The sequence below is a fragment of the Curtobacterium sp. HSID17257 genome, assembly GCF_003989515.1.
Taxonomy (GTDB): Bacteria; Actinomycetota; Actinomycetes; order Actinomycetales; family Microbacteriaceae; genus Curtobacterium.
Genome location: NZ_RBLU01000048.1, coordinates 1 through 23,261, shown reverse-complemented (window position 1 = coordinate 23,261; position 23,261 = coordinate 1). Strand labels below are relative to the sequence as shown.

Here is a 23,261-nt window from a genome sequence, read left to right as displayed (position 1 = left end):
CGCTTCGTCGAGGCCGAGCACCCGCGCGATCATGGTCTGCACCTGCCGCTTGTCGGCGTTGCCGTAGCCGGTGACGGCGGCCTTCACCTCGGACGGCGTGTGCAGTCCGACGGGCAGCCCGCGGGCGGCGGCGGCGTGCAGTGCCAGTCCCGCCGCCTGCGCGGTCCCCATCACCGTCCGGACGTTCGCCTGCGCGAAGACCCGTTCGACGGCCACCGCGTCGGGGCGGTGCTCGTCGATCTCGGCCGCGATGCCGTCGGCGATGCGCAGGAGCCGCTGCTCCAACGCCATGTCCGCCGGGGTGCGCACGACCGTCACGTGGACGAGTCGTGCGCGCCGGTTCGGAGCGACCTCGACCACGCCGACGCCGCACCGGGTGAGCCCGGGGTCGACCCCGAGCACACGGAGCACCGGACTAGTCCTCGTCCTCGTCGAGCTCGGCCTGGACGTCCGCGGGGATGTCGAAGTTCGCGTAGACGTTCTGCACGTCGTCGCTGTCCTCGAGCGCGTCGATCAGCTTGAAGACCTTGCGCGCCGTGTCGGCGTCGACGGGGACCTTCACGCCGGGCACGAACTCGGCGTCGGCGGAGTCGTAGTCGATCCCGGCGTCCTGCAGGGCAGTGCGCGCCGCGACGAGGTCGCTCGCCTCGGTGATGACCTCGAAGCCGCCGCCCTGGTCGATGACGTCCTCGACACCCGCGTCGAGCACGGCCGTCATGACGGTGTCCTCGTCGAGGCCGTCGGTCTTCGTCACCGAGATGACGCCCTTGCGCGAGAAGTTGTAGGCGACGCTGCCCGGGTCGGCCATGGTGCCGCCGTTGCGGGACATCGCCGTGCGGACCTCGGCCGCAGCACGGTTCTTGTTGTCCGTGAGGCACTCGACGAGCATCGCGACACCGTTCGGGCCGTAGCCCTCGTACATGATCGTCGTGTACTCGATCGACTCGCCGGTCAGACCGGCACCGCGCTTGATCGCGCGGTCGATGTTGTCGTTCGGCACCGAGGTCTTCTTCGCCTTCTGCACGGCGTCGACCAGCGTCGGGTTGCCCGACAGGTCCGCGCCGCCCATCTTCGCGGCGACCTCGATGTTCTTGATGAGCTTGGCGAACGACTTCGCACGGCGCTGGTCGATGACCGCCTTCTTGTGCTTGGTCGTTGCCCACTTGGAATGCCCGGACACGGTGCTCCTTGCGTCTAGCGGAAGATCCGCACCAGTCTACCGGCCGGGAGGCGCGGATCGCCGCCGCCCCGCGGGTCGCGTCCTCCGCGTGACCGGGTCAGGCGCTGCGGACGAGGTCGAGGAAGCGGCGGTGGAAGCGGTCCTCACCGGCGACCTCGGGGTGGAACGCACTGGCCAGGACGTTGCCCTGCTGCACCGCGACGACCTGCCCGTCGGCCAGGGCGCCGAGCACCTGGACGCCGGCCCCGTGCTCCTCGACCACGGGCGCGCGGATGAACACCGCGTGCACGGGGGCCTCGCCGAGCGCCGGCATCGGGATGTCGGTCTCGAAGGAGTCGTTCTGGTTGCCGAAGGCGTTCCGGCGCACGGTGGTGTCGAGCACGTCGAGGGTCTGCTGCCCCGGGATGCCCGCGGCGATCCGGGAGGACAGCATGATCATCCCGGCGCAGGTGCCGTACGCCGGCAGTCCGTCGCGGATCGCGGCGCCGAGCGGCTCCGCCACGCCGAACGTCCGGGACAGCTTGTCCATGACGCTCGATTCGCCGCCGGGGATCACCACGCCGTCGAGCGCGTCGATCTCCTCGGGCCGACGGAGCGGCACCACGTCGGCGCCGAGCTCCGTCAGCGAGGCGATGTGCTCACGGAAGTCGCCCTGCAGCGCGAGGACCCCGATGCGGGGTCGGGCGCTCACCAGCCGCGCTCGGCGAGGCGGTGCGGCGCGGGGACGTCGGCGACGTTGATGCCGACCATGGCCTCGCCCAGCCCGCGGGAGACCTCGGCGATGACCTTCGGGTCGTCGTGGAAGGTGACGGCCTTGACGATCGCCGCGGCACGCTTCGCCGGGTCGCCCGACTTGAAGATGCCGGAGCCGACGAACACGCCGTCCGCGCCCAGCTGCATCATCATCGCGGCGTCGGCCGGGGTCGCGACACCACCGGCGGTGAAGAGCACGACCGGGAGCTTGCCGGTCTGCGCGACCTCCTTGACGACGTCGAACGGCGCCTGGAGCTCCTTCGCGGCGACGTAGAGCTCGTCCTCCTTGAGGTGGCGCAGCGCCGCGATCTCCTTGGAGATGGTGCGGATGTGCTTCGTCGCCTCGGACACGTCACCCGTGCCGGCCTCGCCCTTGGAGCGGATCATCGCCGCGCCTTCGGTGATGCGACGGAGCGCCTCGCCCAGGTTGGTGGCACCGCAGACGAAGGGGGTGGTGAAGTTCCACTTGTCGATGTGGTTGACGTAGTCGGCGGGCGACAGCACCTCGGACTCGTCGATGTAGTCGACGCCGAGCTCCTGCAGGACCTGGGCCTCGACGAAGTGGCCGATGCGGGCCTTCGCCATGACCGGGATGGACACCGCGGCGATGATCTCCTCGATCATCGACGGGTCGGACATGCGGGCGACGCCGCCCTGCGCACGGATGTCGGCGGGGACGCGCTCGAGTGCCATGACGGCGGTCGCGCCGGCCTCTTCCGCGATGCGGGCCTGCTCGGCGTCGATGACGTCCATGATCACGCCGCCCTTGAGCATCTCGGCCAGGCCGCGCTTGACGCGGTCGGAGCCGGTGATCGAGGTGCCGTTGGTGTCCGAGGTGCTGGTGCTGTCGCTCATGATGCCGACAGTCTAGTCCGCGGCGGGCCAGCCTTCGGCGACGAGTCGGCGGGTGTCACCGAGCAACTGGGACATCGACTTCGTGCGGGCGATGATCGGGAAGAAGTTCGAGTCCGACGCCCACCGCGGCACGATGTGCTGGTGGAGGTGCGCGGCCACGCCGGCGCCGGCGATCTCGCCCTGGTTCATCCCGATGTTGAACCCGTCGCAGTGCGACACCTCGCGCAGCACCCGCATCGCGGTCTGCGTCAGCTCGGCCATCTCGCGGGTCTCGTCCGCGGTCGCCTCGTCGTACAGCGGGACGTGACGGTAGGGGCAGACGAGCAGGTGCCCGTTGTTGTACGGGAACAGGTTGAGCAGGACGTAGGCGTGCTCGCCGCGGGCGACGATCAGGGCGTCCTCGTCGCACTTCCGCGGGGCCTCGCAGAACGGGCAGTCGTCCTCGTCTCCTCGGCCCTTCCCGTCGCGGCCGGCGTCGATGTACGCCATCCGGTGCGGGTTCCACAGGCGCTGGAAGGCGTCGGGAACCGCGGCGCCGGTCGCGGCGTCGCGGATCACCAGTGGGTCGGGACCGACCACGTCGTCGACGTGACCGGTCCCGGGGACGTCCGGTGTGCCTCCCGGCTGTTCCTGGCCCATCAGACCTGCGTGCGGTCGCGGATCGCGGTGAGGATGCGGTCGACGGCCTCGTCGACGGGCACGCCGTTGTCCTGGCGACCGTCGCGGAAGCGGAACGAGACCGCACCGGCGTCGCGGTCGTCACCACCGGCGATGAGCTGGAACGGCACCTTCGCCTTGGTGTGCGTGCGGATCTTCTTCTGCATGCGGTCGTCCGAGTGGTCGACCTCGGCACGGACGCCGTGCGACCGGAGCTTCGCGACGACCTCGTCGAGGTAGTCGCCGTACTCGGCCGCGACCGGGATCGCGACGACCTGCACCGGGGACAGCCATGCCGGGAACGCGCCGGCGTAGTGCTCGGTGAGGACACCGAAGAACCGCTCGATGGAGCCGAACAGGGCGCGGTGGATCATCACCGGACGCTGGCGCGAGCCGTCCGGCGCGGTGTACTCGAGCTCGAAGCGCTCGGGCAGGTTGAAGTCGAGCTGCACGGTCGACATCTGCCACGTGCGGCCGATCGCGTCGCGGGCCTGCACCGAGATCTTCGGGCCGTAGAACGCCGCGCCGGCGGGGTCCGGGACGAGCTCGAGGCCCGACTCCTCGGCGACCTCGCGCAGGGTGTTGGTCGCGACCTCCCACACGTCGTCGTCGCCCACGTACTTCTCCGGGTCCTTCGTGGAGAGCTCGAGGTAGAAGTCGTCGAGGCCGTAGTCGCGGAGCAGCGAGAGCACGAACTGGAGCGTCGTCGTCAGCTCCTCCTTCATCTTCTCCTGCGTGGTGAAGATGTGGGCGTCGTCCTGGGTCATGCCGCGCACGCGGGTCAGGCCGTGGATCACGCCGGACTTCTCGTTGCGGTACACCGTGCCGAACTCGAACATCCGCAGCGGCAGGTCGCGGTACGACCGGGCCTGCGAGCGGTACGCCAGGATGTGCATCGGACAGTTCATCGGCTTGAGGTAGTAGTCCGCCCCCTGCCGGGTGACGTTGCCGTCCTCGTCGCGTGCCTCGTCCATGTGCATGGCCGGGAACATGCCGTCCTTGTACCAGCCGAGGTGACCGGACTGCTCGAACAGGTCGCCCTTGGTGATGTGCGGCGTGTAGACGAAGGAGTAGCCCTCCTGCTCGTGCCGGCGGCGCGAGTAGTCCTCCATCTCGCGGCGGATGATGCCGCCCTTCGGGTGGAAGATCGCCAGACCCGAACCGATCTCGTCCGGGAACGAGAACAGGTCGAGCTCGGCGCCGAGCTTGCGGTGGTCGCGCTTCGCCGCCTCTTCCAAGCGCAGCTGGTACGCCTTGAGCTGGTCCTTGTCCGGCCACGCGGTGCCGTAGATGCGCTGCAGCTGCGGGTTCTTCTCCGAGCCGCGCCAGTACGCCGCGGCGACGCGCATGAGCTTCGACGCGTTGCCGATCCAGCGGGTGTGCGGGACGTGCGGGCCGCGGCAGAGGTCCTGCCAGACGACCTCGCCCGTCTTCGGGTCGACGTTCTCGTAGACCGTCAGCTCGCCGGCACCGACCTCGACGCTCTCGCCGGAGTCGCCCTCGTCCGCTGCACCCTTGAGGCCGATGAGCTCCTGCTTGAAGGGCTCCCCCGCCATGCGCTCGCGCGCCTCGTCGTCGGTGACGACGACGCGACGGAAGCGCTGGGCCTGCCGGATGATCCGGTCCATGCCCTTCTCGATCGCCTTGAGGTCCTCGGGCGTGAAGGGCTCGGCGACGCCGAAGTCGTAGTAGAAGCCGTCCGTGACGGGCGGGCCGATGCCGAGCTCGGCGTCGGGGTTGATCTGCTGCACCGCCTGCGCCAGGACGTGGGCGGCGGAGTGACGGAGGATGTCGAGGCCGTCCTGCTCCTGCAGTGTCACGGCCTCGGCGGTCTCGCCGTCCTGCACGGTCGCGTCGAGGTCCTTGAGGACGCCGTCGACGCGGATGGCGACGACGCCGCGCTCCCCGTCGAACAGCTCGGTGCCCGTCGTGGCCGTCGTCGCGGTGCGGGGCTCGGGTGCCTGGGGCAGGTCTGCGGGCTCGGGTGCGACTGCGTCGGTCACGATCGTGGTGCTCCTCGGTTGGTTCAGGGGTGGGTCAAGACTAGTGCGCGGCCGGGCCGGTTCAGGCGGGGACGCGGCCGAGGGTGGTGACGGGCAGGCGGGGCTCGAGGCGCTCCCGGCCGGCGAGCCCGTCGAGCTCGAGCAGGGATGCGAACCCGATCGCCTCGTACCCGGCACGCTCGAGCAGGGTGATCGTCGCCGCCGCGGTGCCCCCGGTCGCGAGGACGTCGTCGACGACGAGCACGCGCGTGCCCTGCGGGAGCTGGCCCGGGCGCAGCTCGAGCTCGGCCTCGCCGTACTCGAGCGCGTACTGCTCGCTGAGGACCTCGCCGGGGAGCTTGCCGGCCTTCCGCACCGTCAGCACGCCGACCTGGTGCTGCGCCGCGATGCCGCCGGCCAGGGCGAAGCCGCGGGCCTCGATGCCGGCGACCGCCTGGAAGCCGCCGCCGATCGCGAAGGGCGCGGCGAGTGCCTCGCAGACACGACCGAAGGCCACGGGGTCGGAGAACACCGGCGTCACGTCGCGGAACAGGATGCCGGGCTTCGGGAAGTCCGGGACGATGGCGGTCAGGCGTTCGACGAGTGCAGCTGCGGTTTCGGTCACTGCACAACGGTACGCGACCGCGGGCACGGCACACGCCGACCGTCGGTGCCTGTCCCTCGTTCTGGAGATCGCCCCGCCGCCGCTCCGCGGGTTCTGATGGTCAGCGGCAGGTGGAACGGGACGTCCTGGGCGTCCCGGCAACGGACGGGAACGGGACGGGGACCATGCACTCGAGGATCAGGACACTGCTCACGCTGGCCGTCGCGGCGACGGCGGTGGCGAGCACCGTCGGTTCCCCCGCGGCTGCGACGGCTGCGTCCGCGGCACCGGTGCCGGTCGCCGCCCTGCACACCGCGACCCCGGCGCAGGTCTTCGCCGGCGGGTTGTTCGTGCAGCCGGACAGCCAGCCCGCGCAGGCAGCGGCGGCGCTCAGCGCGGCGGGGAGGACGACCGAGGCCGCTGCGGCCCGGACCATCGCGCAGCAGCCGATCGCGATCTGGCTCGGCGAGTGGTACACGGGCGACGCGCTGGACCGGGTGATCGCACGGAACCTCGCCGCTGCGGAGAAGGCCGGCACCACACCGGTGTTCGTGACCTACGCCGTCCCGAACCGCGACTGCGGTGGCTACTCGGCAGGTGGTCTCAGCCCGTCGCAGTACGCCAAGTGGAACCGCCGCATCGCCGCCGACCTCATGGGGCACCGGGCAGTGGTGGTCGTGGAGCCGGACTCGCTGGCGCACCTGAGCTCGTGCACCGCCGAACGCGCGCGCCGGCCGGCGATCATCGCTGCCGCCGTGCGCGACTTCGCCGCGGCGGGCGTGCCGGCGTACCTGGACGGCGGGAACGAGAACTGGAACAGCGCGGAACTGCAGGCGACCTTCCTGCGGGAGGCCGGTGTCGCCCAGGCCCGCGGCTTCTTCACGAACGTCGCGAACTTCTACGGCGTCGACGGCGAGCGGGCCTACGCGGAGCGACTCAGCACGATGACGGGCGGTGCACGGTACGTCGTCGACGTGTCGCGGAACGGCCGTGGATGGCTCGGGACCTGGTGCAACCCGACCGGGGCCGGACTCGGCGGGCGACCGCAGGTCGCAGCGGGCACGACCCGGCTCGACGCCCTGCTCTGGGTCAAGACGCCCGGGGCGAGCGACGGGACCTGCAACGGCGGACCGCGGGCGGGGACGTGGTTCCCGTCGTACGCGGTGGCACTGGTGGCCAACCGGAAGCGGTAGGCGCGGACGGGGACGTCGGCGTCGGCGTCGGCGTCGGCGTCGAACCAGGAACCCGACATCGAACCAGGCGACGGGCCTGGTTCGATGTCGTCCTCGTGGTTCGGAGGTGGTGCAGCGCTCGAGCGCAAGACCGAGCGCGCGTCAGCGCCACATGCGCATGGGGGCGCTCCGGACGAGCAGGTCGAGCTCGCGCTCGCGCCGCTCGCGGTCGAGCCGCTGCCGGGTCGCGGGGTCGACCGTGGGACGCACCCGGTGCGTCCGGCGACTCCAGATGATCAGCGACATGCCGATCCGGAGGGCGATGCGGTCGGCGAGCGTGACCCGGCGGCGCACCGCGCGGGTATCGGGGCGACGGACGTCGATGTCGTTCGACACGATGGTGCCTTTCATGGGTGCCCGAGGGCATGACGGTGAACCCGACTGCCGAGCGCACGAATGCGTCGGGAACGGGTCCGCAAGAACGCCCGGGGAATGCGGGCGAGAATGATCGCAGGGCGCGCAGGAATGCACGGCTGCATTGTCGGTGACCGGCTCGGGTCACCGCGTGGAGTCGTCGCGGGAGACGTCCGCCGCTCGCGGTCCGGCCCAGCGCAGCAGGGCTGTGCCGGAGCAACCGGTACGGCGTCACCGCGTGGTCACGTCAGTGCAGCGGTGCGGATGCCTCGGTCGATCGAGGAAGAACAGCTGGAGCGGGACGTCCCGCGTCAGTGCGAACGGAGCGGGGTGCCGCCGATCCCACGGATTCCACGGAACGGGTTCGTCGTGCAGATCATCATTGTCGGCCCCCTCTCGGTCTCGTACAGCCGGTGATGCTCGTGAACACTATCGGCGTCGGGAATGCGAGCGCAACCCCTTTCCCCAACATTCCTGGAATTGCATCTCCGAACACGATCGGCACCGCCGGACGCGGAACGGCCCCGGTGCCGCTCGGGTACCGGGGCCGTGCTCGGGGTCGGGTCGGACTAGACCGCTGCAGGGGCGGACGCGCGGGCCACGAGCCCGCCGTCCTCGACGTCGATCCGGACGGTGTCGCCCTCGCGCGCCTGCTCGTCCACCACGAGGGTCGCGATGCGGTCGTCGACCTCGCGCTGGATGAGTCGGCGGAGCGGTCGGGCGCCGTACTCCGGCTCGTAGCCGTGCTCGGCGAGCCACTCCGTCGCCGCGTCGGACACCGACAGGGTCATCCCCTGCGCGAGGAGCCGGAGCGCAGTGTCCTGCAGCAGCAGGTCGACGATCGACCGGAGCTGCTCCTGCGACAGCTTGCGGAAGAGCACGATCTCGTCGATGCGGTTGATGAACTCCGGGCGCATCGACTCGCGCAGCTTGCCCATCACCCGGGCGCGCAGGTCGTCCTCCGCGTACCCGCCGTCCGCCGATGCCGAGAACCCGAGCGCGCCGGAGCGCGACGCGAGGAACTCGGAACCGAGGTTCGACGTCATGATGACGACCGTGTTGCGGAAGTCGACCGTGCGCCCCTGCCCGTCGGTGAGGCGACCGTCGTCGAGCACCTGCAGCAGCAGGTTGAAGACGTCCGGGTGTGCCTTCTCGACCTCGTCGAGCAGCACGACGGAGTACGGGTTGCGACGGACGCGCTCGGTGAGCTGGCCGGCCTCGTCGTACCCGACGTACCCGGGAGGGGCACCGACCAGGCGCGAGACGGTGTGCCGCTCGCCGAACTCGCTCATGTCGAAGCGCAGCATCGCGGACTCGTCGCCGAACAGCGATCCGGCCAGGGCCTTGGCGAGCTCGGTCTTGCCGACGCCCGTCGGACCGAGGAACAGGAAGCTGCCGACCGGGCGGCGGGGGTCGCCCATGCCGGTCCGGCTGCGTCGGACGGCGGTCGCGATCGCGCGTACCGCGTCGTCCTGGCCGACGACGCGCTCGTGGAGTTCGTCCTCGAGCGTGGCGAGGCGCGAGCGGTCACCCTGGGACAGGCGGGTCGCCGGGATGCCGGTGGCGCGCGACACCACCTCGGCGACGTCCGCCTCGGTGATCACGCGGTCGGTGGACGACGGCCGGGAGGCGCTGCTCGCGTCTGCCTGCGAGGCGGCGGTGATCCGCGCCTCCAGTCCGTCGATCTCGTCACGCAGGCGCGACGCCTCCTCGTAGCGCTCCTCGGCCACCGCGCGGTCCTTGTCGGCCCGCAGCTCCGCGACCTGGTCGCGGAGCGCCTCGACGTCCGCGTCGCCCGACAGGGCGAGGCGTCGGCGGGCGCCGGCCTGGTCGATGAGGTCGATCGCCTTGTCCGGCAGGTGCCGGTCGGTGACGTAGCGGTGCGACAGCTCCACCGCAGCGCGCAGGGCGCCGTCGGTGTAGGTGACGTCGTGGTGCTCGGCGTACCGCGGGGCGAGGCCCGCGAGGATCGCCACGGCGTCCTCGATGCTCGGCTCCCCCACCGTGACCGGCTGGAAGCGCCGCTCGAGCGCCGCGTCCTTCTCGATGCGGCGGTACTCGCTGAGCGTCGTCGCACCGACGAGGTGCAGGTCACCGCGGGCGAGGCGGGGCTTGAGGATGTTGCCGGCATCCATCGACCCGCCCTCGCCGCCGCCGCCGGCACCGACGACGGTGTGGAGCTCGTCGACGAATACGATCAGCTCGTCGGCGTGCGCCGCGATCTCGTCCATCGCCGTCGTCAGGCGCTCCTCGAAGTCGCCGCGGTAGCGGGTGCCGGAGAGCATGCCCGCGAGGTCGAGGGCGACGACGCGCTTGCCCTGCAACAGGCTCGGTACGTCGCCGTCGGCGATGCGCTGCGCGAGCCCCTCGACGATCGCGGTCTTCCCGACGCCGGGCTCGCCGATGAGGACGGGGTTGTTCTTCGTGCGGCGGAGCAGGATCTCGACGGTCTGCTCGATCTCGTCCGCGCGGCCGACCACGGGGTCGATGCGGCCGTCACGGGCGCGCTCGGTGAGGTCGGTGCCGAACCGGTCGAGCGTCGGGGTGTCGCTCGTGGACTCGGCCGTGGTGTCGGTGGCTCCGGGCATCGGACGCCCCTCTCGTGCTGCTGCCGCTGCCTGCTGGGCGTGCTCCTGCAGGTGCTGCGGGGTGACGCCGGCGCTCGCGAGCAGCTGCCCGGCGACGGTGTCCTTGTCGGTGACGAGCGCGAAGAAGACGTGCTCGGGGTCGGTGTACGTGCTGCCGAAGGCCCGGGCGGCCTGCGTCGCCTCGAGCAGGATCCGCTGCGCCGTGCCGGTCAGTGCGGGCTGGCCGGTCCGCTCGCGACGAGGCTCGGACGGCACGGGGAGGCGCTGCTCGACCTCGGCGGCGAACTGCTCCGGGTCGACGCCGGCGCTGCGGACGACCGCGGCGAAGGGCTCGGTCCGCACGAGGACGTGCAGGACGTGCAGGGCGTCGATCTCGTGCTGGCCCTGTGCGACGGCGTACTCGGCGGTGCGCTGGAGCAGTTCGTGGGTGCGGCGGCTGAGGAGCCGCGTGATGTCGACCGGGCGTCCCAGCGGTACGGATCGCTGGGCGCCGGCCTGCTGGGCCGCGATGAGCCGGGCGAGGAACGCGTCGAACGCGTCGTCGCCACCGGTCGGACCGAAGGGTGCTGGCAACGGGACCTCCTGGGAACTTGAGTGCCTTCGACTCAATGCAACGCAGGAGGAGCGGCGCCATTCCCGACCGGTGGAGGAACCTGCGTCGGTTCGACTCAGGTCCGCGCGATCGGTGCCGTGGACGCCTCGGTGACCCGGACGAGGTCCTCGGGGGCGACCTCGATGTCGAACCCACGACGTCCACCCGAGACGAAGATGCTCGGGTGCTCGAGGGCCGACGCGTCGACGACCGTGCGCAGGCGGGTCTTCTGGCCGACCGGGCTGATGCCGCCGACCACGTACCCGGTCCGCTTCTCGGCGAGGGCCGGCTGCGCGAGCGTGGCCTTCTTCCCGCCGAGCGCCGCTGCGATCGCCTTGAGGTCGAGCCGGTCCGCGACGGGGACGACCGCCACCGCCAGCTGGCCGTCGACGGCGACCACGAGGGTCTTGAAGACCTGGTCCTCGCGGAGCCCGAGCGCCGCCGCCGCCTCCTCGCCGAAGTTCGTCGCGGTCTCGTGGTGCTCGTACACGTGCGGCGTGAACGGGATCCCCGCCCGCTCGAGGGCGAGGGTCGCTGGGGTGCTCGGCGATCCTGCGGTCATGGCCCGATCCTGCCCGCCCGAGCCTGCCGGTCGACCGCGGCACGCGGGGGTTACGCTGAACGGACCATGACCGTCGTCGAACTCCTCCTGCGTGCCCTCGCGGTGCTGCAGACCGGCGACGCCGCACTGCTCGGTCCCGCCGGTTCCCCGGCTCCCCTGCTCGCCGTGGCCGCACTCGGGCTCGCGGCGGTCGCGGTCACCGTGCTCGTCGTCCGCCTGCTCGCGACCGTGCTCGGTGTCGATCCGGACGCCGGCCGTGCCGAGCGGACCGGCGCGGCGGTGGAGCGGCCGACGCGGATCGCGTGGAGCCACCCGGACGCCGACGGCCAGGTGCGGTCGCGAGCACCGGGAGTGCCGACACCGGCCTGACCGCCCGCGGGTGGTCGGGTCACGTCGTCGTCGACCCCTCCACCGAACGGAACGTCATGGACCTCTCCACCCTGCCCGTCGTCAGCACCCTGCTGCAGGCGGGCGCCGACCTGCTCACCTCCCTCACCGCCGCGCTCTCCCCCGTCGCCGGGAGTGCGGCCGCCGCGCTCGCGGTCGTCGCGCTCACCCTGGTCGTGCGCATCGTGCTCGTCCCGCTCTCCGTGCTGCAGGTGCGTGCCGAGCGGGACCGCCGACGCCTCGCGCCGCAGCTCGCCGCGCTCCGCCGTCGGTACGGGTCCGACACCCGCCGTCTGCAGGAGGCCGTGCAGCGCCTGTACACCTCGGAACGCGTCTCCCCGCTGGCCGGATGCCTGCCGGTGCTCGCGCAGGCGCCGGTCCTGTCGCTCGTGTACGCCCTGTTCACCCACGCCTCGATCGCCGGAGTCGCGAACACGCTGCTCGACGCGACACTGGTCGGGATCCCGCTCGGGCACACGCTGCTCGCCGTGGTCGCATCCCCGCTCTGGGGCCACGCCTGGGTGGTGCTCGTGCTGCTCGCCGTCCTCGCGGTGGCGGTCGAGGCGTCACGTCGAGCCGCGGCGCGCTGGAACCCCGTCGAGCGACCCTCGGGGCAGCCGGGGGCCGGAGCCTCCGCGGTGCTGGTCCGGTGGGCGCCCTTCGTGTCGGTGGTCTTCGCCGCGGTGGTGCCGCTCGCCGCCACGCTGTACGTCGTCACGAGCGCGGTCTGGGCGCTCGGGGAACGAGCGGTGCTGCGACGCCTGGTGCGCTGAGGCCGGTACAGCAGCCGAGGGGTCAGCCGCCCTGGCCCTCCTGCTGCGGACCCTGGTCGACCGGTTCGTACTCGGTGCCGCGACCCTGCTCCTCGTCCGGGGTGGGGACGTGCCGCTCGGTGCCGGCGCCGCCCGGGCTCGTCGCCACGTAGTCGGCCTCACCGGACTGGGTGTCGTGGCTCAGCGGCTCCAGGGTCTCGGGGTCGGCGTCGTGTCGGGTGGCGTCGTGTCGGGTGCCGTCGTGTCGGGTGCCGTCGTGCCCGGTTCCTGCGTCGGTCGTCATGCGACCCGTCTACCCCTCGGGGACTGGACAGCCCCCCGCGCTGGGGCCGGACGCGGCGCCGTCCGGGTGGGAACATGAGCGTGTCCGGTGCGTCCGGACCGGGAGCGCGCATGGCCGACGAGGACGTCACGGCGGAACGGGCACGACTGGAGGCCCTCGCATGGGGTGCCGGGGTCGAGCCGGCGGTCGCTGCGCGCGCTCGACTCGCGCTCCGGGCACGTGACGGCGCCGAGCCGGTCGTGCAGGACACGCACGAGCCGCCGCCGCAGCAGCAGGAGCCGCCAGAGCCACCGCAGCAGGAGTCGCAGCAGACCACGCTGGCGTCGGGCACCGGAGCGGCAGGGCCGACCGGTGACGACCGACCGGCCACGGGAGCGGGCGCGGTCCGTGACGGGAGTGTGGCGGGCCTCCCGGCCGGGCCGGGCACGTGGCGGACGCGCGCGAGCGGGCTGCTCTGGACCGCGCGCCCCCGCGTCTGGATCGCGCTCGGCGCCGCGGTCGTCGTCGGCCTGGCGTTCGCGGCGGGCACGCTGGTCGGGACCTCCGACGGCGAGCGGGTCGCCGCGCCGAGCACGACACCGACACCCGGGGCGATCACGCTCGAGGAGCTCCTCGACATCCCGCAGACCTACGCGGACCAGCTGCCGGGACCGGTCGAGGCTCCGGTGAGCCTCCGGACGACGCGCCTGGTCTTCACGAACCGCGCACTGGACGGCAGCGCCTTCGAGACCCCGTGGAACGTGTGGGCGGGGGTCGGGACCGACCGCGAGACGATCTGCCTGGTGGCGACCGCGAACCGCCTCGAGTCGACCACGGCGTGCTACCCGCGGGAGGACGCCCTGCACGGGAACGTGTCGCTCTCCGCGCAGTCGGCGAGCGGGACGCTGACGATCACCCTGCGCGGTGGCGGGGTGCAGGGCACGGTGACGAACGAGAACTGACCGGGAATGCTCGTCCGAGCATCTCGTTGGAGCGCTACAAGAATCTTCGGCGGCCCCCTCGCGCGATCCGGATGCTCCGTGCAACACTGGATGAGCGCACTCGCCGTGGAGTCGTCACAACACCGGGTCGTCCGACCCGCACCACACCCACCGCGAGCGCGCACCGCGCACCGCCGTCACGACGGCCGGTCCGACGCGTGCTCCGGCGTTCCCCGGAGGAGGTCAGCAAGCGTGTCCACCAACACCACCACCTCGGCCGTGTCGACGAACACGCGGCCGATCACCGTCACCACCCAGTCGATCGTCGGCATCGCCGTGCTCGGGCTCGCCACCTTCTTCGCGATCACCACCGAGCTCATGCCGGTCGGGCTGCTCGGCACGATGAGCCGCGACCTCGGGGTCAGCGAGTCCACGATGGGCATCGTCGTCACCGTCTACGCGGCAGCCGTCGCGATCCTCGCCCTCCCGCTGACGTCACTGACGGCACGGCTCCCCCGCAAGGCGGTGCTGGTGTCGACCCTGGGGGGCTACGCGGTCTCGAACCTGCTGGTCGCCCTCGCGCCGAGCTTCGCCGTGGTCTGCGCAGGTCGGGTCGTCGGCGGTGTGGCGCACGCGCTCTTCTTCTCGGTGGCGTCCGCCTACGCGACGCGGATCGTCCCGCCGCGGCTCGCGGGTCGGGCGATCGCCTTCGTCTACTCCGGCAGCTCGCTCGGCTTCGTCCTCGGCGTTCCGCTCGCCACGTGGGTCGCGCAGACGATCGGGTGGCGTCCGGCCGTGGGATCCGTCGCGCTCGCCGCAGCCGCGCTCGCGCTGGTCGCGCTGGCGTTCCTGCCCGCGGTGGGCGGGACCGCCTCACCGCACGTCGGCTCGCCGCGTGCCTGGGCGCGCACGGGGCTGCTCTCCGTCATCGTCGCCGACCTGCTGCTCTTCGCCGGGCACTACGTCGTCTACACCTACATCGGGCCGTACGCGATCGACGCCGGACTCGACGCCGGCATGGTGAGCGGAGCGCTCCTCGTGCTCGGCGGGACCGGCATCGTCGGCCTCTGGCTCGCCGGCATGTTCGTCGACCGGGCACCGCGGCAGACCCTGGTCGCGGCGGTCGCGGTGATGGCTGCCGCCTTCGCCGTGCTGCCGTTCGTGCACGGGTCGCTGCTCGGCACGATGGTGGTCGCAGGCGTCTGGATGGCGGCGAACGGCACGACCGGCACGCTGTTCATGGCCGCGGCGATCCGCACGGGCGGCGTCTCCCCCGACATCGCCGGTGCCCTGGTGAACGGCGCGTCGAACATCGGCATCGCCGGCGGCGCCGCCGTGGGCGGTCAGGCGCTCGGAGCGGTCGGCCTGCAGTACCTGCCCTTCGCCGGGGCCGTCGTGCTGGTCGGCTCGCTCGGCGTCGTGCTCGCAGCGCGCCGTGGCTTCCCGGTGCACTCGCACACGCAGGAGCACCTGTCGACGACCTCGATCGAGGCGATCACGTCGTCGCTGGCCGTCGTCACGAGCTCGGTCCCCGTCGTCAGCCGCGCGATCGCGACCATCACCGGGTCCGTGGGCGTCGTCACGGGCTCCGTCTCGACCGCCACCGGGTCGGTGCGGTCCCGGCGGCGCCGCTGAGCCGGGAGCAGCGCTCCGTGCGTCACCCGTCGTCGGTCGCCGCGACCAGTCGATCGAGACAGGCCACCTGACCGGAGACGAGCAGCTCGCGGGCCTCGTCGACGGCCACCCACCGCGCGTCGTCCACCTCGGGGACCTCCACGAACCGTCCGGACCCACGCGGGAGCTCGACCTGCACGGTGTTGCTCCGCACCTCGTCGACCACGAAGCCGTCCGCCCGCAGGGCGAAGACCCGGACGCGCTTCCCGGAGGCCTGCCGGACCTCGCCGAGGTCGAGCACGGGGCCGTCCGGAGCGGGGACGCCGATCTCCTCGGCGAACTCGCGGCGTGCCGTGGCGAGGGGGTCCTCCCCGTCCTCGAGGAGCCCCTTCGGGATCGACCACGCGCGTGGACGACGACGCCAGAACGGCCCACCCATGTGCGCGACGAGGACCTCGAGTGACCCGTCGACCGGCGATCGACGGTGCAGCAGGAGCCCGGCGCTGGTGACCACCGGTCGAGTCTACGACCCGCCGTCGCGCAGCGGTCAGCCCGCGAGCGTCCGGAGCTCGGCCGCGAGCTGCCGGGTCAGCCATGCGACGCCGCGCCCGTTCGGGTGCAGGGCCCCGGGCTCCATGTCGATGCGGCTCAGGTCCCCGGCCCCGGAGAGCGAGACGCCGGCGACGTACGGGTCGTCGGTGGCGCAGGCCGAGTGCGCCTGCGTTGCGGCGAACACGTCGACGAACGGGACCCCCGCGGCCTCGGCGGCGGACGCCGAGACCTCGTTCAAGGACTCCTGGACGTCGTGCAGGTACCGGACGTCGCTGTTCGTGAACGGGTAGGTGTCCCGGGGGAACGACCCCACCAGCGACCCGAGGTCGAGCGCCGATCGGAAGCAGCCCCCCGCCGGCGTGTGCGCGGCGTCCGGGAAGATCGCCGGGTACCCCAGGAAGACCACGACCGCGTTCGGAGCGGCCTGTCGGATCGCGGCCAGCGTGTCGGCGATCCCGAGTGCGACCCGCGAGCGGATCCGCACGTCGAGGTCGTCCACGCCGTCGTGCACCAGCGTGCTGCGGCACGACGGTGCATCACGGCCGGAGAACACCGGCCCGCGGGACGACAGCGCGAGGCAGGACGCGGCGGTGCCGAACAGGTCGGCGTCGTTGCCGCCGATCGTCAGCGTGACGAGCCGGGTGTCCTCGGACAGCGCGCTGACCTGGGGCGGCACGCCGCGGAACTGGTGACCGGACACCACGTCACGGCTGGTGGCGCCGGCGCACGTGACGTCGGTCAGGTCGAAGCCGAAGCGCGCTGCGAGCCGGTGCGGGTAGTCACGCGCGGACTGGCCGCAGGCGCTGGTCGGCAGGCGCGTGGGATCGGACAGGCCGTAGCCGGCCGAGTACGAGTCACCGAGGGCGACGTACTCGCTGCCGGGTGGCAGGTCGGACAGCGTCTCGTCGGGGTCGTCCGTGACCGGGTAGGGCGCGGGCACCGGCCACATCGGCGCCGCGACGGCACGCTCGCCAGGCACCCCCACGAACGAGCCCACGCCGGCGACCGGGCTCCACGGCGCGACGACGGTCGCGGCGAGGACGGCGAGCACGGCGGCGACGGCGGTGAGCCGCTTCGGGCGGGCAGTGCGGTGCAGGGGGTCCTCCGGGTGGACACGGCGACGGGACGGGCAAGGTTACCTGCCCGTCCCGAGCGGCGGTGTCAGCGTCGGCCCAGGCGCCGTTCGCCGTTGCTGCCGGTCTGGTACTGCAGCCCGTAGTGCTCGTACAGCACCGGCTCGGTCGAGGCCTCGAGCTCGCCGTCGGTGGGGATCGACGGCGCGTCCTTGACGAGCTTCTTCGAGAAGGTCACGAGCAGGTGCTTCGGCGCCACCGTCGCACCGACGAGCGGGACGAAGAGCAGCTTCTGGAACCCGGGCAGCCCGGTCGTGACGGCGCCGAAGGCGGGCTCGGACGTCGCGGTGTCGTAGTAGATGCTCTCGAGCGTGCCGATCTTGTCGTCGGTCTCGTCGACGACGGGCAGGCCGATCCAGTCACGGATGTTGGCGGCTTCGAACACGGGGCGCTCCCTTCGAGCAGGACAGGTACGCCTCGACGCTACCGACGAGCACTCGGCGGGTTCACGGCGAAGCGGTCGGAGCGGTCGGAGCGGCCGGCGCGGCAGCGGCAGCGGCAGCATCGACCGGCAGCGAGTCGACCGCCGCGAGCACGTCGTCGACCCCGACCGCCAGGAGCGCCGGGTCCGGGTCCTCGGCGAACACGTCACCGCGCCGGACGGACGCGTCCGTGAGCACCACGTGCGGACCGGAGGCGGGCGGACCCCACGACTCGGGCGGTGCCGGACCGAAGACCACGACGGACGGGATCCCGTAGGCGGAAGCGAGGTGGGCCGCCCCGGTGTCGACCGTCACGACGAGCGCGGCCGAGGCGATGACGCCCGCGAACGCCTGCAGCTCCAGCGCACCGGCGAGGACCGCCTCCGGCGGCAGGCCGGCCGTCCGTGCGACGGTGGTGGCGCGCTCGACGTCGTCCGCGCCTCCCGTCAGCACCACGTCGAGACCGCGGTCCCGCAGCCCGCGCACCACGTCCGCGAACCGGTCGGTCGGCCAGTGCCGCGCACCGTGGAAGGCACCGATGTGCACGACGGCGGCACCGGGCGCGACGGACGGCGCGACGGGCCGTGCGATGGCGACCTCGTCCGGGTCGGCGGGGATGCCGTGCCAGGTCATCAGGTCCGCCCAGCGCTCCCGCTCGTGGACGTCGTCGGGCCACTCCGGGCCCTCGTAGCCGTGCGTCGGGTCGGCGTGGCCGATCACCCGTCGGGCACCGAGCGCGGCGACGAGGTCGGACGACTCCGGCCCGGCGCCGTGCAGGTTGACCACGACGTCGACCGCGCCGGCGGGGGCGGCGATCGGGTGGTCGAGGCCGTGCTGCGCGAGGTGCACGTCGACCGGCAGCAGCTCGACGACCGGGGCGAGCCACGCGGTCGTCGCCAGGGTGATCCGGTGACCGGGGAACGCCCGGCGGAGTGCGTGCAGGGCGGGGACGGCGACGAGCGCGTCGCCGAGCTTGATGGCGCGCAGGACGAGCAGGTCCGGGCGTCCGTCGGACGGGGGCAGGGCGGGGACGGCGGTCACGGTCCGACGGTATCCGGCCACGCCTGGGCCGGTTCCCGGCCGGCGGACGGTACCAAGGAGCATGGCTCTCGCGAAGGACCGTGTCGTCCGCGGTCTGCTCTTCGATCGTGACGACACCCTCGTCATCGACGTCCCGTACAACGCCGACCCGCACAAGGTCGTCCCCGTGCCCGGTGCGCACCGGGCGGTGGAGCGTGCCCGTGCCGCCGGCCTGCGCGTCGGGGTCGTGACGAACCAGTCGGCGATCGCGAAGGGCCTGGCGACCCGCGAGCAGGTCGACGCGACGAACGCCCGGGTGGACGAACTGGTCGGCCCGTTCGACGTCTGGTGCGTCTGCCCGCACGACGCCGGCGACGGGTGCGCCTGCCGCAAGCCGCGTCCGGGCATGGTGCTCGACGCGGCCCGTCGGCTCGGGCTCGACCCGTCGGAGGTCGTCGTCGTCGGGGACATCGGTGCCGACGTCGGGGCCGCCGCCGCCGCGGGTGCGCAGGGGATCCTGGTGCCGACCCCGCGGACGCGCACCGCGGAGGTGGACGAGGCCGGGACCGTCGCGACCTCGCTCGACGACGCCGTGTCCCTCGTGCTGGCCCGCGTCCCGGCAGCGCTCGCGTGAGCCGTCCCGAGCACACGCGTGCCGTGCCGACGTCGGGCAGCGCGCGCAGCGGCCCGCGCGTCCTGGTCGTCCGGCTCGACTCGTTCGGCGACGTCCTGGTCGCCGGGCCCGCCGTCCGCGCCGTCGCCGCCGGCGCCTCGCACGTCACGATGCTCTGCGGTCCGCAGGGGTCGCCGGCAGCCGAACTGCTGCCCGGGGTCGACCGGGTGCGTGTCTGGGCAGCACCGTGGGTCACCGAGACCGCCCGACCGATCGACGACGCACTGCTCGGCGAGTTCCGCGCGCTGGTCACCGAGGAACAGCCCGACGAGGCCGTCGTCCTCACGTCGTTCCACCAGTCACCCCTCCCGGTCGCCCTGCTGCTCCGGCTCGCGGGCGTGCCCCGGGTCTCCGGCGCGTCGGTCGACCACCCCGGGTCGCTGCTCGACGTCCGACTCCGGCCCGGCGAGGACCTCCCCGAGGACATCCCCGAACCCGAGCGTGCCCTCCGCATCGCCGAGGCCGCCGGGTTCGCCCTGCCGCCGGTGGACGACGGGAGGCTCGTGGTGCGGCACGACGCCGTCGCACCGCCCGAGGTGGCCGCCCTCGACCGCTACGTCGTCGTCCACCCCGGCGCGAGCGTCCCCGCACGCTCCTGGCCGGAGGGACACCACCGCGCCCTCGTCGCCGCGTACGCCGAGCGCGGGGTCCCGGTGGTCGTCACGGGCAGCCCGGGCGAGCGGGACCTCACCGCGGCCGTCGCGGGCGACACCGCGGTCGACCTCGGCGGTCGGACGTCGCCCGCAGAGCTCGCCGCGGTGCTCGCCGGTGCCGAGGTCGTCGTCGTCGGGAACACCGGCCCGGCGCACCTCGCTGCCGCGGTGGGCGCGAGGATCGTGAGCCTGTTCTCCCCCGTCGTGCCCGCCGTGAAGTGGGCGCCCTACACGCCGCAGGTCGAGCTGCTCGGCGACCAGTCCGCCGCCTGCCGCCTGAGCCGGGCGCGCGAGTGCCCGGTCCCGGGGCACCCGTGCCTGTCCGGAGTGCGCGTGAAGGACGTCCTCGCAGCACACGGACGCCTGCTGGCAGGCGGGGACGGGTCCGGACCCGTCGGGCGCGGCACTGCGCTCCGCGGATGAAGCCGGAGAAGCTGCGAGGAGCACCAGCGGTGCTCCCGTAGCGTGCGCCACTGCTCCTCCTGCTCCTCTTCCCGGCACCCGCGCAGCGCGCGCGAGCGTCGACGGAGCAGCTGTCCGGAGGGGCACCGACCCGTCGAAAGGCCCTGCATGCGGATCCTCGTGTGGCACGTGCACGGCGGCTGGATGGACGCCTTCGTCCGCGGCCCCCACGAGTACCTCATCCCGACCACCCCGGCCCGCGACGGCTGGGGGCTCGGACGCGGCGGGCGGGACTGGCCGGCGAACGCGATCGAGATCGACCCGGCGGACATCGCCGCCGCCGAGGTCGACGTGGTCGTCCTGCAGCGCACCGAGGAGCTCGAGGAGGCCAGGCGCCTGCTCGGCGGACGCCAGGTGCCGACGGTCTTCGTCGAGCACAACGCCCCGCGGGTCGACGTCCCGAGCAGCCTGCACCCGATGCGGGACCGCGGCGACCTGGTGATCGCGCACGTGACGCACTGGAACGCCCTGATGTGGGACTGCGGCACGACCCGCACCACGGTGGTCGAGCACGGTGTCGTCGACCCGGGGCCGCTGTACACCGGCGAGCTCGAGCGCTTCGGCGTCGTGATCAACGAGCCGGTCCGTCGCGGCCGCGTGGTCGGCACCGACCTGCTCCCCCGCTTCGCCGAGGTCGCGCCCGTCGACCTCTGGGGCATGGGCACCGACCGCCTGCCCGAACTCGGGTTCGGTGACCGTGTCGTCGCCCTCGGCGACGTGCCCGCCGACCCGATGCACGCCGCGCTCGCACAGCGGCGCGCCTACGTGCACCCGAACCGGTGGACGTCGCTCGGCCTGTCGCTGATCGAGGCGATGCACATGGCGATGCCGGTCCTCGTGCTCGCGACGACCGACGCACCGCGGACCGTGCCCGCCGAGGCCGGCGCGATCGCGACCGACGTCGACGACCTGGTCCGTGCCTCCAGGACGCTCCTGGAGGACCCCGAGGAGGCCCGCCGCCGCGGTGCCGTCGCCCGTGAGGCCGCGCTCGCGCGGCACGCGCTCGGCCGGTACCTGGCGGACTGGGACGACCTCCTCGACGACGCCGTCGCGCGTGGTGCGCGACGCGGACGCGCGGCGGACGCCGCACTGGAAGGGAGCCTCCGATGAAGATCGCGATGGTGTCCGAGCACGCGAGCCCGCTCGCGGTGCTCGGCGGAGTCGACGCCGGTGGACAGAACGTGCACGTCGCCGAGCTCTCCGGAGCCCTGGCGGACCGCGGCCACCAGGTGACCGTGTACACGCGGCGCGACGACGCCGACCAGCCCGTCCGCGTGCTCCTGCGCCCCGGCGTCGAGGTCGTGCACGTCGACGCCGGTCCCGCCCGGCACGTGCCGAAGGACGACCTCTTCCCGTTCATGGACACGTTCGCGTCGGTGCTCGCGGCGGAGTGGTTCGTCGACCGTCCCGACGTGGTGCACGGGCACTTCTGGATGTCCGGGCACGCCGCGCTCGAGGCCGTCAAGCAGGTCCACGCCCGGACCGGCGGTGTCCGGATCCCCGTCGTGCAGACCTTCCACGCGCTGGGCGTCGTCAAGCGTCGCCACCAGGGCACCGCCGACACGAGCCCCGCCGAGCGCGAGTGGATCGAGCCCGCCGTCGGCCGGAGCGTCGACCAGGTCGTCGCGACGTGCTCCGACGAGGCCTTCGAGCTCAAGGCGCTCGGCGTGCCGCTGCACGCCATCTCCGTGGTGCCGTGCGGGGTCGACACCGAGCTCTTCCGGCCGGACGGCCCCGTCGAGGAGCGCGGACGCCCCCACCGGGTCCTGACCGCGTCCCGCCTGGTGCGCCGGAAGGGCGTCGGCACGACCATCGCCGCCCTCGCGAAGCTGCTGGACGAGGGCCGAGAGGCCGAGCTCGTCGTCGTCGGCGGTGCCGGCACCGCCGGGGCCGACCTGGCCGACGACCCGGAGTACCAGCGCCTCGACGCCCTCGCCCGGTCGCTCGGCGTCCGGGAGCACGTGACCTTCCGCGGCCAGCTCGGGCAGCACGACATGCCCGCCGTCTACCGCAGCGCCGACGTCGTCGTCTGCGCCCCCTGGTACGAGCCCTTCGGGATCGTGCCGCTCGAGGCCATGGCGTGCGGCCGCCCCGTCGTCGCGTCGAGCGTCGGTGGCCTGATCGACACCGTCGTGGAGGACGCCACCGGCCTGCACGTCCCGCCCCGCGACGAGGACGCCGTGGCCGCCGCCGTCGGCGCGATCCTCGACGACCCCGAGCGCCGCGACGCCTACGGACGCGCCGGGCGCGAACGCGCCGAGGCCCGGTACACCTGGCACAAGGTCGCCGCCGAGAGCGAGCGCGTCTACGAGCGGCTCGTCGCCGGTGCCGCGAACGGCCTCGCCACGCCCGTGGCCGCGACCGGCACCGACACCGCACCCGGGTCGAACGAGCCCGTCACGATCACCCCCGCCACGACCACCCCGGGCACCCGTCCCGGACGCGCCGGACGGACCGCCCGCCCGACGCCCGCGGTGCTGCCGCACCAGACGGAGAGGACCGCACGATGACCATCGAGCAGCAGACCGGCACCCGCGAGCCGGAGACCGGGAGCGCCAGCGTCCGGACCGTCGTCGACCACATCGCCGCCTCGGTGCCCGTGATCGCGTCGCTCGTCGACCACAAGGACCACATCGCCGCGTGGGCGGACGACATCGCCGCGCGGCTCGTCGCCGGCCGTCGGCTGCTCGCCGCCGGCAACGGCGGGTCGGCCGCGGAGGCGCAGCACCTGACCTCCGAGCTCACCGGCCGCTTCGACGGGGACCGCCCGGCGTACTCGGCGATCTCCCTGCACGCCGAGAGCTCCGCCGTCACCGCGATCGGCAACGACTACGGCTACGACCAGGTCTTCGCCCGCCAGGTCACGGCGCACGCCCGCGCCGGTGACGTCGTCGTGCTCCTCAGCACGAGCGGCAAGAGCCCGAACCTGCTCCGCGCCGCCGAGGCCGCGCGGGCCGTCGGTGCCCGCTCGATCGCGATGACCGGTCCCGGCCCGAACCCGCTCGCCGAA

General features: G+C 73.0%; 25 protein-coding genes. 10 read left to right on the top strand and 15 right to left on the bottom strand.

Features of this window, described 5'->3' with window-relative positions; translation table 11 throughout:
* From D8M35_RS09335 to D8M35_RS09305, 7 genes are all read right to left on the bottom strand, one after another.
* On the bottom strand, positions 1 to 411 hold a 411-nt coding region (locus D8M35_RS09335; protein ID WP_126891609.1), incomplete at its 3' end, for a crossover junction endodeoxyribonuclease RuvC.
* Positions 412 to 415: 4 nt separating this feature from the next.
* Entirely contained in the window at positions 416 to 1,180 is a 765-nt protein-coding gene (locus D8M35_RS09330; RefSeq protein ID WP_126891608.1) for a YebC/PmpR family DNA-binding transcriptional regulator, read from the bottom strand.
* A 97-nt stretch (positions 1,181 to 1,277) separates the two neighbouring features.
* Positions 1,278 to 1,871, bottom strand: coding sequence for a pyridoxal 5'-phosphate synthase glutaminase subunit PdxT (gene pdxT, locus D8M35_RS09325; protein ID WP_126891607.1), 594 nt, complete (start codon positions 1,869 to 1,871; stop codon positions 1,278 to 1,280).
* The gene (pdxS, locus tag D8M35_RS09320; RefSeq protein ID WP_126891606.1) at positions 1,868 to 2,788 is read right to left on the bottom strand and encodes a pyridoxal 5'-phosphate synthase lyase subunit PdxS; all 921 of its coding nucleotides are present in this window, start codon (positions 2,786 to 2,788) and stop codon (positions 1,868 to 1,870) included. The genes pdxT and pdxS overlap by 4 nt, the downstream gene beginning before the upstream one ends.
* A 12-nt stretch (positions 2,789 to 2,800) precedes the next feature.
* Positions 2,801 to 3,427, bottom strand: a complete 627-nt coding sequence (locus D8M35_RS09315) for an HIT domain-containing protein (RefSeq protein WP_126891605.1) — start codon at positions 3,425 to 3,427, stop codon at positions 2,801 to 2,803.
* Positions 3,427 to 5,415, bottom strand: a complete 1,989-nt coding sequence (gene thrS, locus D8M35_RS09310) for a threonine--tRNA ligase (RefSeq protein ID WP_126891611.1) — start codon at positions 5,413 to 5,415, stop codon at positions 3,427 to 3,429. The genes D8M35_RS09315 and thrS overlap by 1 nt, the downstream gene beginning before the upstream one ends.
* A 94-nt stretch (positions 5,416 to 5,509) precedes the next feature.
* A complete protein-coding gene (locus D8M35_RS09305; protein WP_126891604.1) occupies positions 5,510 to 6,052 on the bottom strand; it encodes an adenine phosphoribosyltransferase in 543 nt (180 codons plus the stop codon).
* 164 nt (positions 6,053 to 6,216) lie between these two features.
* Here D8M35_RS09305 and D8M35_RS09300 point away from each other — a divergent pair, with 164 nt between their 5' ends.
* Positions 6,217 to 7,224 (top strand): glycoside hydrolase family 6 protein, encoded by a 1,008-nt coding sequence (locus tag D8M35_RS09300; RefSeq protein ID WP_126891603.1) that lies wholly within the window; start codon positions 6,217 to 6,219, stop codon positions 7,222 to 7,224.
* A gap of 141 nt (positions 7,225 to 7,365) precedes the next feature.
* Here the strand turns inward: D8M35_RS09300 and D8M35_RS09295 are convergent, their stop codons facing one another.
* From D8M35_RS09295 to ybaK, 3 genes are all read right to left on the bottom strand, one after another.
* Positions 7,366 to 7,614: a hypothetical protein gene (locus tag D8M35_RS09295; protein ID WP_126891602.1), complete on the bottom strand. Its 249-nt coding sequence runs from the start codon at positions 7,612 to 7,614 to the stop codon at positions 7,366 to 7,368.
* A gap of 572 nt (positions 7,615 to 8,186) precedes the next feature.
* Positions 8,187 to 10,778, bottom strand: coding sequence for an ATP-dependent Clp protease ATP-binding subunit (locus D8M35_RS09290; protein ID WP_126891601.1), 2,592 nt, complete (start codon positions 10,776 to 10,778; stop codon positions 8,187 to 8,189).
* Positions 10,779 to 10,873: 95 nt separating this feature from the next.
* Positions 10,874 to 11,359 (bottom strand): Cys-tRNA(Pro) deacylase, encoded by a 486-nt coding sequence (gene ybaK, locus D8M35_RS09285; RefSeq protein ID WP_126891600.1) that lies wholly within the window; start codon positions 11,357 to 11,359, stop codon positions 10,874 to 10,876.
* A 66-nt stretch (positions 11,360 to 11,425) separates the two neighbouring features.
* Between ybaK and D8M35_RS09280 the strand changes: the two genes are divergently transcribed.
* Together D8M35_RS09280 and yidC are read left to right on the top strand one after the other, a co-directional pair.
* Positions 11,426 to 11,728 carry a hypothetical protein gene (locus tag D8M35_RS09280; RefSeq protein ID WP_126891599.1) on the top strand — a complete coding sequence of 101 codons (303 nt, stop codon included), beginning with the start codon at positions 11,426 to 11,428 and terminating at the stop codon, positions 11,726 to 11,728.
* Positions 11,729 to 11,784: 56 nt separating this feature from the next.
* The gene (gene yidC / locus D8M35_RS09275) at positions 11,785 to 12,519 is read left to right on the top strand and encodes a membrane protein insertase YidC (protein WP_126891598.1); all 735 of its coding nucleotides are present in this window, start codon (positions 11,785 to 11,787) and stop codon (positions 12,517 to 12,519) included.
* Positions 12,520 to 12,541: 22 nt separating this feature from the next.
* Here yidC and D8M35_RS09270 read toward each other — a convergent pair whose 3' ends face one another.
* Positions 12,542 to 12,802, bottom strand: coding sequence for a hypothetical protein (locus tag D8M35_RS09270; protein ID WP_126891597.1), 261 nt, complete (start codon positions 12,800 to 12,802; stop codon positions 12,542 to 12,544).
* A 74-nt stretch (positions 12,803 to 12,876) separates the two neighbouring features.
* Here D8M35_RS09270 and D8M35_RS09265 point away from each other — a divergent pair, with 74 nt between their 5' ends.
* A complete protein-coding gene (locus D8M35_RS09265) occupies positions 12,877 to 13,743 on the top strand; it encodes a hypothetical protein (RefSeq protein WP_126891596.1) in 867 nt (288 codons plus the stop codon).
* 231 nt (positions 13,744 to 13,974) lie between these two features.
* Positions 13,975 to 15,357, top strand: a complete 1,383-nt coding sequence (locus D8M35_RS09260) for an MFS transporter (protein ID WP_161972635.1) — start codon at positions 13,975 to 13,977, stop codon at positions 15,355 to 15,357.
* A gap of 22 nt (positions 15,358 to 15,379) precedes the next feature.
* Here the strand turns inward: D8M35_RS09260 and D8M35_RS09255 are convergent, their stop codons facing one another.
* The 4 genes from D8M35_RS09255 to D8M35_RS09240 form a co-directional block, all read right to left on the bottom strand.
* Entirely contained in the window at positions 15,380 to 15,850 is a 471-nt protein-coding gene (locus tag D8M35_RS09255; RefSeq protein ID WP_126891594.1) for an NUDIX domain-containing protein, read from the bottom strand.
* 33 nt (positions 15,851 to 15,883) lie between these two features.
* Entirely contained in the window at positions 15,884 to 16,939 is a 1,056-nt protein-coding gene (locus D8M35_RS09250) for an SGNH/GDSL hydrolase family protein (RefSeq protein WP_126891593.1), read from the bottom strand.
* Positions 16,940 to 17,049: 110 nt separating this feature from the next.
* Positions 17,050 to 17,406, bottom strand: coding sequence for a PRC-barrel domain-containing protein (locus D8M35_RS09245; RefSeq protein ID WP_126891592.1), 357 nt, complete (start codon positions 17,404 to 17,406; stop codon positions 17,050 to 17,052).
* Positions 17,407 to 17,467: 61 nt separating this feature from the next.
* Positions 17,468 to 18,484: a glycosyltransferase family 9 protein gene (locus D8M35_RS09240; RefSeq protein WP_126891591.1), complete on the bottom strand. Its 1,017-nt coding sequence runs from the start codon at positions 18,482 to 18,484 to the stop codon at positions 17,468 to 17,470.
* Positions 18,485 to 18,545: 61 nt separating this feature from the next.
* Between D8M35_RS09240 and D8M35_RS09235 the strand changes: the two genes are divergently transcribed.
* The 5 genes from D8M35_RS09235 to D8M35_RS09215 form a co-directional block, all read left to right on the top strand.
* A complete protein-coding gene (locus tag D8M35_RS09235) occupies positions 18,546 to 19,097 on the top strand; it encodes an HAD-IIIA family hydrolase (protein ID WP_126891590.1) in 552 nt (183 codons plus the stop codon).
* Positions 19,094 to 20,212 carry a glycosyltransferase family 9 protein gene (locus D8M35_RS09230; protein WP_238638170.1) on the top strand — a complete coding sequence of 373 codons (1,119 nt, stop codon included), beginning with the start codon at positions 19,094 to 19,096 and terminating at the stop codon, positions 20,210 to 20,212. The genes D8M35_RS09235 and D8M35_RS09230 overlap by 4 nt, the downstream gene beginning before the upstream one ends.
* 147 nt (positions 20,213 to 20,359) lie before the next feature.
* Positions 20,360 to 21,361, top strand: coding sequence for a glycosyltransferase (locus D8M35_RS09225; RefSeq protein ID WP_126891589.1), 1,002 nt, complete (start codon positions 20,360 to 20,362; stop codon positions 21,359 to 21,361).
* A complete protein-coding gene (locus tag D8M35_RS09220) occupies positions 21,358 to 22,761 on the top strand; it encodes a glycosyltransferase (protein WP_126891588.1) in 1,404 nt (467 codons plus the stop codon). The genes D8M35_RS09225 and D8M35_RS09220 overlap by 4 nt, the downstream gene beginning before the upstream one ends.
* On the top strand, positions 22,758 to 23,261 hold a 504-nt coding region (locus tag D8M35_RS09215; RefSeq protein WP_126891587.1), incomplete at its 3' end, for an SIS domain-containing protein. The genes D8M35_RS09220 and D8M35_RS09215, both read left to right, overlap by 4 nt.

Excerpts from the sequence above, each read along its gene's own strand:
- pdxS (WP_126891606.1), bottom strand. The coding sequence starts at position 2,788 with ATGAGCGACAGCACCAGCACCTCGGACACCAACGGCACCTCGATCACC.
- D8M35_RS09280 (WP_126891599.1), top strand. The coding sequence starts at position 11,426 with ATGACCGTCGTCGAACTCCTCCTGCGTGCCCTCGCGGTGCTGCAGACC.
- D8M35_RS09235 (WP_126891590.1), top strand. The coding sequence starts at position 18,546 with ATGGCTCTCGCGAAGGACCGTGTCGTCCGCGGTCTGCTCTTCGATCGT.
- D8M35_RS09265 (WP_126891596.1), top strand. The coding sequence starts at position 12,877 with ATGAGCGTGTCCGGTGCGTCCGGACCGGGAGCGCGCATGGCCGACGAG.
- D8M35_RS09315 (WP_126891605.1), bottom strand. The coding sequence starts at position 3,427 with ATGGGCCAGGAACAGCCGGGAGGCACACCGGACGTCCCCGGGACCGGT.
- D8M35_RS09225 (WP_126891589.1), top strand. The coding sequence starts at position 20,360 with ATGCGGATCCTCGTGTGGCACGTGCACGGCGGCTGGATGGACGCCTTC.
- yidC (WP_126891598.1), top strand. The coding sequence starts at position 11,785 with ATGGACCTCTCCACCCTGCCCGTCGTCAGCACCCTGCTGCAGGCGGGC.
- D8M35_RS09295 (WP_126891602.1), bottom strand. The coding sequence starts at position 7,614 with ATGAAAGGCACCATCGTGTCGAACGACATCGACGTCCGTCGCCCCGAT.
- D8M35_RS09270 (WP_126891597.1), bottom strand. The coding sequence starts at position 12,802 with ATGACGACCGACGCAGGAACCGGGCACGACGGCACCCGACACGACGGC.
- ybaK (WP_126891600.1), bottom strand. The coding sequence starts at position 11,359 with ATGACCGCAGGATCGCCGAGCACCCCAGCGACCCTCGCCCTCGAGCGG.
- D8M35_RS09300 (WP_126891603.1), top strand. The coding sequence starts at position 6,217 with ATGCACTCGAGGATCAGGACACTGCTCACGCTGGCCGTCGCGGCGACG.
- D8M35_RS09220 (WP_126891588.1), top strand. The coding sequence starts at position 21,358 with ATGAAGATCGCGATGGTGTCCGAGCACGCGAGCCCGCTCGCGGTGCTC.